Consider the following 9,263-nt stretch of genomic DNA (forward strand, 5'->3'; position numbering starts at 1 on the left):
ATTTGCTCCCGTCGGAGTTAGCACAATCTGGCGCTGGCTGTTACGCCAGCACCAGTGACCTGTTTGATCGAGAGTTACTCGTCTTCCAGCTCGATGTTGATACCCAGCGAACGAATCTCTTTCAACAGTACGTTGAAGGATTCCGGCATGCCTGGTTCCATCTGATGGTTGCCGTCCACGATGTTTTTATACATCTTAGTACGACCGTTCACGTCATCAGACTTAACGGTGAGCATTTCCTGCAGGGTGTATGCTGCGCCATATGCTTCCAGCGCCCACACTTCCATCTCCCCGAAGCGCTGACCACCGAACTGCGCCTTACCACCCAGCGGCTGCTGAGTAACCAGGCTGTAAGAACCGGTAGAACGCGCATGCATCTTGTCATCAACCAGGTGGTTCAGTTTCAGCATGTACATGTAGCCAACGGTAACCTGGCGCTCGAACTGCTCACCGGTACGACCGTCGAACAGTGTGATCTGACCGGAAGTCGGCAGGCCACCCAGCTGTAACAGTTCCTTGATTTCAGACTCTTTCGCACCGTCGAATACCGGCGTTGCGATCGGCATACCTTTTTTCAGGTTTTCAGCCAGACGCAGAACTTCTTCATCACTGAAGGTATTCAGGTCAACTTTCTGACGAACATCTGAACCCAGATCGTAAGCACGCTGGATGAATTCGCGCAGTTTCGCGACTTCCTGCTGCTGTTTCAGCATGGCGTTGATCTTATCGCCGATACCTTTTGCAGCCATACCCAGGTGGGTTTCAAGGATCTGACCGATGTTCATACGCGATGGTACGCCCAGCGGGTTCAGTACGATATCTACCGGCGTACCGTTAGCATCGTGTGGCATATCTTCGATCGGGTTGATCTTAGAGATTACACCCTTGTTACCGTGACGACCTGCCATCTTATCACCAGGCTGGATCCGACGTTTAACCGCCAGATAAACCTTAACAATCTTCAGCACGCCCGGTGCCAGATCGTCGCCCTGAGTGATTTTACGGCGTTTCGCTTCGAGTTTTTTCTCGAATTCGTGTTTCAGTTCGTCGTACTGCTCAGCCAGTTGTTCCAGCTGATTCTGTTTTTCTTCGTCGGTCAGGCCGAGTTCTAACCAGCGGTCACGCGGCAGTTTGTCGAGCTTCTCAGCTTCAACACCACCAGAAACCAGCACAGCGTAGATACGGCTGAACAGGCCAGCTTCGAGGATCTGCAGTTCTTCAGACAGGTCTTTTTTCGCCTGCTTCAGCTGCATCTCTTCGATTTCCAGCGCACGTTTGTCTTTTTCTACGCCATCGCGAGTAAAGACCTGAACGTCGATAATCGTACCGGAAACACCGTTTGGCACGCGCAGAGAAGAGTCTTTAACGTCAGACGCTTTCTCACCGAAGATCGCACGCAGCAGCTTCTCTTCTGGCGTCAGCTGGGTTTCACCTTTCGGCGTTACCTTACCAACCAGAATGTCGCCACCGGTCACTTCCGCACCGATATAAACGATACCGGATTCATCCAGTTTGGAGAGCGCAGCTTCACCCACGTTCGGGATGTCAGCGGTGATCTCTTCTGGCCCCAGCTTGGTGTCACGGGACACGCATGCCAGTTCCTGAATGTGGATGGTGGTGAAACGGTCTTCCTGGACAACACGCTCGGATACGAGGATGGAGTCTTCGAAGTTGTAACCATTCCATGGCATGAATGCCACGCGCATGTTCTGGCCCAGCGCCAGTTCACCGAGGTCGGTGGACGGACCGTCAGCCAGCACATCACCACGTTCAACCGGCTCGCCCAGAGATACGCAAGGCATCTGGTTGATACAGGTGTTCTGGTTAGAACGGGTGTATTTGGTCAGGTTATAAATGTCGATACCTGCTTCGCCCGGGTACATCTCGTCTTCGTTAACTTTGATAACGATACGGGAAGCATCCACGTACTGAACAGTACCGCCACGTTTAGCAACTGCAGTAACACCGGAGTCAACGGCAACAGCACGTTCCATACCGGTACCAACCAGCGGCTTATCAGCGCGCAGAGTCGGAACCGCCTGACGTTGCATGTTCGCACCCATCAATGCACGGTTGGCGTCATCGTGTTCCAGGAACGGGATCAGGGACGCACCGACGGATACCACCTGCTGGGTGGATACGTCCATGTAGTCAACCTGATCACGGCTGAACAAGCTGGATTCGCCTTTGCTACGGCAGGTAACCAGATCTTCTACAAAGTGGCCTTCGTCATCCAGGTTGGAGTTCGCCTGAGCGATAACGTAGTTGCCTTCTTCGATAGCAGACAGGTAATGAATTTCGTCAGTTACAACACCGTCGGTCACTTTACGGTACGGAGTCTCGAGGAAGCCGTATTCGTTAGTCTGTGCATACACGGACAGGGAGTTGATCAGACCGATGTTCGGACCTTCAGGCGTTTCGATTGGACATACGCGACCGTAGTGAGTCGGGTGTACGTCTCGAACTTCGAAGCCTGCGCGTTCACGGGTCAGACCGCCTGGGCCGAGTGCAGAGATACGACGTTTGTGCGTAATCTCAGACAGCGGGTTGTTCTGGTCCATAAACTGAGACAGCTGGCTGGAACCAAAGAACTCTTTCACTGCTGCAGAAATCGGCTTGGCGTTGATCATATCCTGAGGCATCAGGGTATCCAGATCGCCCAGAGACAGACGCTCTTTCACCGCACGCTCAACACGTACCAGACCAACGCGGAACTGGTTTTCCGCCATTTCGCCTACGGAACGGATACGACGGTTGCCGAGGTGGTCGATATCATCGACTTCGCCTTTACCGTTACGGATATCGATGAGCTTCTTCATCACTTCGATGATGTCGTCTTTGCTCAGGATACCGGAACCTTCGATTTCGTCGCGCAGCAGAGAACGGTTGAACTTCATACGACCGACCGCAGACAGGTCATAGCGGTCTTCGGAGAAGAACAGGTTCTCGAACAGGCTTTCAGCAGCTTCACGAGTCGGCGGCTCACCAGGACGCATCATGCGGTAGATTTCTACCAGCGCGCTCAGACGATCGTTGGTTGGGTCGACGCGTACAGTTTCAGAAATGTACGGACCGTGGTCCAGATCGTTAGTGAACAGCGTTTCGATACGCTTGTGACCAGACTGGCTCAGCTTAGCCAGCAGATCCAGGCTCAGCTCCATGTTAGCTGCGCAGATCAGCTCGCCAGTAGATTCGTCAACGTAGTCTTTAGCCGCAACTTTACCAGCAATGTATTCAACCGGAACTTCGATATGTTTGATATCGTCTTTTTCCAGTTGGCGAATGTGGCGCGCAGTGATGCGACGGCCTTTTTCGACGTAGACTTTACCGTTAGCTTCAATGTCAAAGGAGGCGGTTTCACCACGCAGGCGTTCCGGCACCAGTTCCATCTGCAGCTTGTTGTCACGAATTTCGAAAACAACTTTTTCAAAGAACAGGTCAAGGATCTGCTCAGTGGTGTAGTTCAGTGCACGCAGAATAATGGTCGCAGGCAGTTTACGGCGACGGTCAATACGTACGAACAGGTTGTCCTTCGGATCGAATTCGAAGTCCAGCCAGGAACCACGGTAAGGGATGATGCGCGCGTTATACAGCACTTTACCCGAAGAGTGGGTTTTACCTTTGTCGGAGTCAAAGAAGACGCCAGGACTACGGTGCAGCTGAGAAACGATAACACGCTCAGTACCATTGATTACAAAGGTACCGTTGTCAGTCATGAGCGGAATTTCGCCCATGTAGACTTCTTGTTCTTTAATGTCTTTTACGGTGCCTTCCGGCGCTTCGCGCTCGTAGATCACCAGACGCAGTTTTACGCGCAGCGGTGCGGAATAGGTCACGCCACGGATCTGACATTCCTGAACGTCAAACACCGGTTCGCCAAGGCGGTAGCTGACGTATTGCAGCTCGGAATTACCGCTGTAGCTCTGAATCGGGAAAACGGAACGGAAAGCTGCTTCCAGACCATACTGCCCTTCAGGATCTTGCTCGATGAACTTCTGAAACGAGTCAAGCTGGATAGAAAGGAGATAAGGTATGTCCAACACTTGTGGACGTTTACCAAAATCCTTACGAATACGTTTTTTCTCGGTATAGGAGTAAACCATTAGGGTTCCTCAGCTCGCTGACAAGTCGACCCATCTGTCCGACGAAGGGACAGTTTGTGCAACACTATTTTGTTGACCGGAAAATCGAATACTTTCCGCAATGCCTGTTGCTATCACGCTTAAACCATTTCATTGCGATTTACACAGAACTGATGCTCTGTCGCAGTATATTAAGACGTCGATAGAAACAAGCATTGAAAGGCACAGCAGTAGTCAAACAGTGTGAAATGCTACTGGCGCCTTACAGCGCAAAAAGGCTGGTGACTAAAAAGTCACCAGCCATCAGCCTAATTTCTTAGGCTGCAACCAGAAAAGTTGGCTTATTTAACTTCAACTTCAGCGCCAGCTTCTTCCAGAGATTTTTTCAGTGCTTCTGCGTCGTCTTTGCTGATGCCTTCTTTCAGGGCAGCCGGAGCAGATTCTACCAGGTCTTTAGCTTCTTTCAGACCCAGGCCAGTTGCGCCACGTACTGCTTTGATAACAGCAACTTTGTTAGCGCCAGCAGCTTTCAGAATTACGTCGAATTCAGTTTTTTCTTCAGCAGCTTCAGCCGGGCCAGCAGCTACAGCTACAGCAGCAGCAGCGGAAACACCGAATTTTTCTTCCATTGCAGAGATCAGTTCTACAACGTCCATTACGGACATAGCGGATACTGCTTCAATGATTTGATCTTTAGTGATAGACATTTAAATTGTTCCTGAAAATCAGAATAAGTTTATACGTAAGCAGATGCTTGAGAAAGATAACTGCGATTAAGCAGCTTCTTTCGCATCGCGTACAGCAGCCAGAGTACGAACCAGTTTGCCAGCCGAAGCTTCTTTCATGGTTGCCATCAGGCGTGCAATTGCTTCTTCGTAGGTCGGCAGAGTTGCCAGGCGATCGATTTGCGATGCCGGGATCAATTCACCTTCAAAGGCTGCGGCTTTGACCTCAAATTTTGCATTCGCTTTCGCGAACTCTTTGAACAGACGAGCAGCAGCGCCCGGGTGTTCCATAGAGTATGCAATCAGGGTCGGACCAACAAACGTGTCTTTCAGGCACTCGAACTGAGTACCTTCAACGACGCGGCGCAGCAGGGTGTTACGAACAACACGCATGTATACGCCAGCTTCACGACCTGCTTTACGCAGTTCAGTCATTTTATCTACAGTTACGCCACGGGAATCCGCAACTACTGCAGACAGCGCGCCTTTGGCTACTTCGCTGACTTCAGCAACAATCGCTTGTTTGTCTTGAAGATTTAAAGCCATTAGCTTTGCTCCTGGATGTTTGCCGGAACTCATGTTCCGGAACTCACTTCACTCTCACCAACGGAGAGAGCGTCTAAATACGGTGAGCAGAAACAAGCCAGAGTATCAGAAATAATCTTAGCGTTCTGTCACCGTCTACGCAGGGCATTAAGTTTCTTACGAAACACCTGCGGTCTTCGACGGAGGCCTGGATAGGCCAGGCTCCAACGAACAAATCTTGTCTATCTGTCGCTATTCAATCTGTGCCGGCGTTGACTGCCTTCGTTCACACCAGTCACATAGTTAACTATGCTCCTGGCGATTCACTCAGTTGTCGCCTTGCCACAGCCTGAATATCTCGGATATACGTCTGCAATTAGCAGAAACGTGGGGGTAAGATTGTAGACAAAATCACCGCCCACGTAAAGGCGAATATTAGTTCGCCACAGTCGCAGTCAGACCGGACTGATCAACGGCAACACCAGCACCCATGGTGGTGGAGATGCTAACTTTCTTGATGTACACGCCTTTAGCCTGAGTCGGTTTCGCTTTTTTCAGCGCAACCAGCAGAGATTCCAGGTTTTCTTTCAGTTTGTCAGCGTCAAAATCCACTTTACCGATGGTAGTGTGAATGATGCCGTTTTTGTCGTTACGGTAACGAACCTGACCTGCTTTAGCGTTCTTAACCGCTTCAGCAACGTTAGGGGTTACAGTACCAACTTTCGGGTTTGGCATCAGGCCGCGCGGACCCAGAACCTGACCCAGTTGGCCAACAACGCGCATTGCATCCGGGGAAGCAATAACAACGTCAAAGTTCATTTCGCCTTTCTTGATCTGGTCAGCCAGATCTTCCATACCTACCAGCTCAGCGCCTGCAGCTTTAGCAGCTTCAGCGTTTGCGCCCTGGGCAAATACGGCTACGCGAACGGAACGGCCAGTACCGTGCGGCAGTACAGTTGCACCACGTACGTTCTGGTCAGATTTACGAGCATCGATGCCGAGGTTAACGGCAACGTCTACGCTTTCTACGAATTTAGCAGTGGCCAGCTCTTTCAGCAGAGCAATAGCTTCGTTGATGTCGTACTGTTTAGTTGCATCAACTTTGTCACGGATCACGCGCATACGCTTGGTCAGTTTAGCCATTTCTTAGTCCTCCACTACCAGGCCCATGGAACGTGCAGTACCTTCAATGGAGCGAGTCATCGCTTCAATGTCGGAACCAGTCATGTCGGCAGCTTTGGTCTGCGCGATTTCCTGCAGCTGAGCGCGGGAAATTTTACCCACTTTGTCTTTGTTCGGCTTACCGGAACCAGACTTGATACCAGCCGCTTTCTTCAGCAGAACTGCTGCCGGAGGCGTTTTGGTAACGAAAGTGAAAGAACGGTCAGCGTAAACGGTGATAACAACCGGGATCGGCAGACCTTTTTCCATGGAATCAGTTTTTGCGTTGAACGCTTTGCAGAATTCCATGATGTTCACGCCTTGTTGACCCAGTGCTGGACCTACCGGCGGACTCGGGTTAGCCATACCAGCTGCAACTTGCAGCTTGACATAGGCCTGGACTTTCTTAGCCATTCTAAATTCCTCTAGTTGGGTTATAGCGCCTCAAGGAGGCTCCCCGTGATTAAATTCGTTTTACGGACAGGGTCCATAAAAACAAAAGGCGCGAAATTGTATTCCAATCTCGCGCCTTGTGCAACGATTAAATCGCCGCTTTTTTGATCGCTGTTTAGGCTTTTTCTACCTGGGCAAAGTCCAGTTCTACCGGGGTCGCACGACCAAAGATAGAAACAGAGACTTTCAGGCGGGACTTCTCGTAGTCCACTTCTTCAACCACGCCGTTAAAGTCAGCAAACGGACCGTCACTAACGCGAACCATTTCACCTGGCTCAAACATCGTTTTCGGACGCGGTTTATCACCAACCTGCTGCAGACGGTTCATGATCGCATCAACTTCTTTGTCGCTGATCGGCGCCGGACGGTCAGATGTACCACCGATAAAGCCCATCACACGCGGCACGCTACGCACCAGGTGCCAGCTTGCGTCATTCATCACCATCTGGACCAGTACATAGCCCGGGAAGAATTTACGTTCGCTCTTGCGACGCTGGCCACCACGGATTTCGACCACTTCTTCGGTCGGCACCATGACTTCGCCAAACAGCTCTTCCATATTTTGTAACTTGATATATTCGCGCAGCGACGTGGCTACGCGGCCTTCAAAACCGGAAAACGCCTGAACGACGTACCAGCGCTTTTTAGGGGCTTCAGACATCTTAGAACCTCAGGCCAGTGATAAAGGATACCAGGCGAACCAGAATACCATCCAGTCCCCACAGGATCAGTGACATTACTGCGGTAACCGCAGCCACAATTAATGTGGTGTGCAATGTTTCCTGGCGAGTTGGCCAAATGACCTTACGGACTTCGGTTCTCGCTTCACGGGCAAAAGCAACGGTCGCTTTACCTTTTGTTGTCAACAGCGCGACACCACCCGCTGCGGCAATCAGAATCACTACGGCCAGCGCACGCAGCGGCAGCATCATGTCACGATAGAGGTAGTTGCCAACGATAGCTACAAGCAGCAATACAGCGACAACAACCCACTTCATCGCTTCCAGGCCGCGCCCGCTTCCTTGAGCTTCGGTATTCGCACTCATAAACCAACCTGTCAGAAGTATTCTACAAACATTTTCACCCCGCGTAAGCGAGGCGATCCAAACCGAAATGCTCTGGTGCGTTTCGGACTAAACGCCCTCTTCAGAGCCTGTCTCAGCAATGATTATGACAAAAAAAATCACTGATGAGCCAGGTTCTGGTGTGAAAGCGTGCAAAAAGGGCATCAAATGATGCCCTTTTATTGCGCATTGCGTCAAATGTTATTCGGCAATTAGCTCATTACTTTGGCAACAACGCCCGCACCAACAGTACGGCCGCCTTCACGGATTGCGAAACGCAGACCGTCGTCCATCGCGATTGGGTGGATCAGGGTAACAACCATTTTGATGTTGTCGCCCGGCATTACCATCTCTACGCCTTCCGGCAGTTCGATGGTACCAGTCACGTCAGTAGTACGGAAGTAGAACTGCGGACGGTAGCCTTTGAAGAACGGAGTATGACGGCCGCCTTCGTCTTTGGACAGAATGTACACTTCAGATTCGAACTTGGTGTGCGGCTTGATAGAGCCCGGCTTAGCCAGTACCTGACCACGTTCGATTTCTTCACGTTTGATACCACGCAGCAGAACACCAACGTTCTCACCAGCACGGCCTTCGTCCAGCAGTTTGCGGAACATTTCAACGCCAGTACAGGTAGACTTAGCAGTCTCTTTGATACCAACGATTTCAACTTCTTCACCAACTTTGATGATACCGCGCTCTACACGACCGGTAACAACCGTACCACGACCGGAGATGGAGAATACGTCTTCGATAGGCAGCAGGAACGGCTTGTCAATCGCACGCTCTGGTTCTGGGATGTAAGAATCCAGGAAGCCAGCCAGTTCGATGATTTTCGCTTCCCACTCTGCTTCGCCTTCCAGCGCTTTCAGAGCAGAACCACGAACGATCGGAGTGTCGTCGCCCGGGAAATCGTACTGAGACAGAAGTTCACGAACTTCCATTTCTACCAGTTCCAGCAGCTCTTCGTCATCAACCATGTCGCATTTGTTCAGGAACACGATGATGTACGGAACGCCTACCTGACGACCCAGCAGGATGTGCTCACGAGTCTGCGGCATCGGGCCGTCAGTCGCAGCAACAACCAGGATCGCGCCGTCCATCTGCGCAGCACCGGTGATCATGTTTTTAACATAGTCGGCGTGGCCCGGGCAGTCTACGTGTGCGTAGTGGCGAGTCGGGGTGTCATATTCAACGTGAGAAGTGTTGATGGTGATACCACGTGCTTTTTCTTCCGGCGCGTTATCGATCTG

Annotated in this window: 8 protein-coding genes; all 8 read right to left on the minus strand. The window is 51.2% G+C overall.

Annotated features, from left to right (window positions below; all coding sequences use genetic code 11):
* Window positions 1–74: 74 nt before the first annotated feature.
* Window positions 75–4,103, minus strand: coding sequence for a DNA-directed RNA polymerase subunit beta (rpoB, locus tag OGV89_RS03925; RefSeq protein WP_003033111.1), 4,029 nt, complete (start codon window positions 4,101–4,103; stop codon window positions 75–77).
* Between the two features lie 320 nt (window positions 4,104–4,423).
* Entirely contained in the window at window positions 4,424–4,789 is a 366-nt protein-coding gene (rplL, locus tag OGV89_RS03930) for a 50S ribosomal protein L7/L12 (RefSeq protein ID WP_003033114.1), read from the minus strand.
* Window positions 4,790–4,855: 66 nt separating this feature from the next.
* Window positions 4,856–5,353: a 50S ribosomal protein L10 gene (gene rplJ, locus OGV89_RS03935; RefSeq protein ID WP_001207203.1), complete on the minus strand. Its 498-nt coding sequence runs from the start codon at window positions 5,351–5,353 to the stop codon at window positions 4,856–4,858.
* Window positions 5,354–5,767: 414 nt separating this feature from the next.
* Window positions 5,768–6,475 (minus strand): 50S ribosomal protein L1, encoded by a 708-nt coding sequence (gene rplA, locus OGV89_RS03940; RefSeq protein ID WP_003033119.1) that lies wholly within the window; start codon window positions 6,473–6,475, stop codon window positions 5,768–5,770.
* 3 nt (window positions 6,476–6,478) lie between these two features.
* Window positions 6,479–6,907, minus strand: a complete 429-nt coding sequence (rplK, locus tag OGV89_RS03945; RefSeq protein ID WP_003033122.1) for a 50S ribosomal protein L11 — start codon at window positions 6,905–6,907, stop codon at window positions 6,479–6,481.
* Between the two features lie 154 nt (window positions 6,908–7,061).
* Window positions 7,062–7,607: a transcription termination/antitermination protein NusG gene (nusG, locus tag OGV89_RS03950; RefSeq protein WP_003033125.1), complete on the minus strand. Its 546-nt coding sequence runs from the start codon at window positions 7,605–7,607 to the stop codon at window positions 7,062–7,064.
* Window position 7,608: 1 nt separating this feature from the next.
* Window positions 7,609–7,992 carry a preprotein translocase subunit SecE gene (gene secE, locus OGV89_RS03955; RefSeq protein WP_003033128.1) on the minus strand — a complete coding sequence of 128 codons (384 nt, stop codon included), beginning with the start codon at window positions 7,990–7,992 and terminating at the stop codon, window positions 7,609–7,611.
* Between the two features lie 230 nt (window positions 7,993–8,222).
* Window positions 8,223–9,263 (minus strand): elongation factor Tu (gene tuf / locus OGV89_RS03960; RefSeq protein ID WP_058842576.1); only part of this gene is annotated, 1,041 nt, incomplete at its 5' end.

Origin of the sequence: Citrobacter sp. Cf125 (assembly GCF_030333935.1) — a bacterium.
GTDB classification, from domain to species: domain Bacteria; phylum Pseudomonadota; class Gammaproteobacteria; order Enterobacterales; family Enterobacteriaceae; genus Citrobacter; species Citrobacter freundii.

Excerpts from the sequence above, each read along its gene's own strand:
- rpoB (WP_003033111.1), bottom strand. The coding sequence starts at position 4,103 with ATGGTTTACTCCTATACCGAGAAAAAACGTATTCGTAAGGATTTTGGT.
- rplL (WP_003033114.1), bottom strand. The coding sequence starts at position 4,789 with ATGTCTATCACTAAAGATCAAATCATTGAAGCAGTATCCGCTATGTCC.
- rplJ (WP_001207203.1), bottom strand. The coding sequence starts at position 5,353 with ATGGCTTTAAATCTTCAAGACAAACAAGCGATTGTTGCTGAAGTCAGC.
- rplA (WP_003033119.1), bottom strand. The coding sequence starts at position 6,475 with ATGGCTAAACTGACCAAGCGTATGCGCGTGATCCGTGACAAAGTTGAT.
- rplK (WP_003033122.1), bottom strand. The coding sequence starts at position 6,907 with ATGGCTAAGAAAGTCCAGGCCTATGTCAAGCTGCAAGTTGCAGCTGGT.
- nusG (WP_003033125.1), bottom strand. The coding sequence starts at position 7,607 with ATGTCTGAAGCCCCTAAAAAGCGCTGGTACGTCGTTCAGGCGTTTTCC.
- secE (WP_003033128.1), bottom strand. The coding sequence starts at position 7,992 with ATGAGTGCGAATACCGAAGCTCAAGGAAGCGGGCGCGGCCTGGAAGCG.